Here is a 1910-nt window from a genome sequence, read left to right as displayed (position 1 = left end):
ACAGAGCCATCTTGCACACTGGTTCGAGCGCCTATTCGAATACGATGCATATCTCCTCTAATCACAGCCATAGGCCATACCGAGCAATCATCACCGAGGTGAACATCTCCAAGTACAAGTGCACTAGGGTCGACAAATACATCATTGCCAAGCTTGGGGGAGTGTTCTACATAACTACGGACTGATTTCATGGCTTTCTTCTATACTTTGTGAATTGTTACAGAGAAGATTGTTGCGATTATGTTTCAATTGCTCTTCTCATCATTCCGTCAATATTGTTCTAGGCCGACCTGAATGTCTACAGCCCTTTTGCAGGAACAACAGCTTCCAGCTTTTGAAACGTATTCCGTTTCAGATTTCCGCCCCGCATTAGAAGCGTTAATGTCACAATTCAATAATCTGCTTGAGAAAGTATGTGCTCAACAAGAATCTAGTTGGGATGAAACGGTCGCTCCGCTCAGTGATTTGAGTCGCAAGATTGATCACGTTTGGTCGATCGCTTCGCATCTAAAAGCGGTCGCCGATAGCGAAGAATTGCGTGCGGTTTATAAAACGCTGTCAGAGGAATTGAGTGCTTTTTATTCCGCTGTTGCCCAGAACAAAGAATTGTACTCTCGTTATCTTGCTGTCTCAGAACAAAGTGGTCTTAATGCCTCTCAGAAAAAAGTCTTAGAAAATAAGTTGCGTAGCTTTCGCTTGAGTGGTGTTGCATTAGAAGATGATGCCAAAGCTGAATTCAAAGCACTTAATCAGAAACTTGTAGGCCTTAGTAATCGTTTTTCTGAAAATGTACTCGATTCATCGCAAGCGTGGTCATTACATATCGTTGATGCAGAGCGATTAGCAGGTGTGCCTTCATCAGTCATTTCTCGTTTAGAAGAAAGAGCTAGAGATAAGGGCTATGAAACTGGTTACCTCTTGGGTTTGGATCTCACTCTTTATTTGCCCGTGATGCAGTATTGCGAGGATAGAGATCTCAGAAAAGTTTTGTATGAAGCGTTTATTACCAGAGCTTCAAATCAAGGGCCGCATGATCTCTCTCACGCGAATGAAGAACTAATGCGTGACATTATGGATGCACGTTTACGTAAATCTGAATTATTAGATTTGGCTTCGTATGCAGACTTATCGGTGCAAACGAAGATGGCTGAATCGCCGCAGCAGGTCCTCGATTTTTTATACGATCTTCATGAGAAAGCTAAGCCTCTTGCGGAGAAGGAGTTTGTTGAGCTGACAGCTTATGCAAAACAGAAATTCGGATTGGCTGAGCTAGCTGCATGGGATGTACCGTTTGTGACGGAGACCTTGCGTAAGGAACGATTTGATGTCGATCAGGAATTACTACGCCAATATTTCCCTTTGCCAACGGTTTTAAGTGGCTTGTTTGAAGTACTAAAGCGCGTTTTCGGTGTTGAGCTTGAAGAGCAAGAAGGGGTAAGTACGCCAGTCCCCGATGCGCGCTGTTTTAAAGTTTTGCAAAATGGTCAAGCCTTGGCGTATATCTACATGGATTTGTATTCGCGTGATGGAAAACGTGGCGGCGCATGGGTAGGTACATGTCATAAATTGACAGAGTTCGACAAAGAAGAGCCTTTATTACCTGTTGCGTATTTGGTCTGTAATTTTGCTGCGCCGAGTGACGGAAAGCCAAGTTTGCTGACACATTCCGACGTCGTAACCTTATTCCATGAATGCGGTCATGCAATGCACCATTGCTTGACTAAGATTTCTTATCCTGAGATTTCTGGGATCGCTGGTGTGCCTTGGGACGCTGTTGAGTTGCCGAGTCAATTTCTGGAAAACTGGTGCTGGCAGCCCGAAGCGCTCGAGTTTTTGTCGTCACATGTCGATGACAAGGAGAGCTTGCCTGACGCATTGATTGAAAAGATGATGAAAGCCAAGAGCTTTAT

The 1910-nt window shown here is 44.2% G+C and carries 2 protein-coding genes; one reads left to right on the top strand and one right to left on the bottom strand.

The window, feature by feature from the left end; translation table 11 throughout:
* Positions 1-191, bottom strand: a 191-nt coding sequence (locus A3738_RS15980) for a gamma carbonic anhydrase family protein (RefSeq protein ID WP_369819814.1), incomplete at its 3' end; no start/stop codon positions are given.
* A gap of 103 nt (positions 192-294) precedes the next feature.
* Between A3738_RS15980 and A3738_RS15975 the strand changes: the two genes are divergently transcribed.
* Positions 295-1910, top strand: a 1616-nt coding sequence (locus A3738_RS15975) for a M3 family metallopeptidase (protein WP_068763722.1), incomplete at its 3' end; no start/stop codon positions are given.

Source organism: Oleiphilus sp. HI0066, assembly GCF_001635725.1.
The sequence above is the reverse complement of the archived record's forward strand: the minus strand, read 5'-3'. Positions and strand labels throughout refer to the sequence as shown.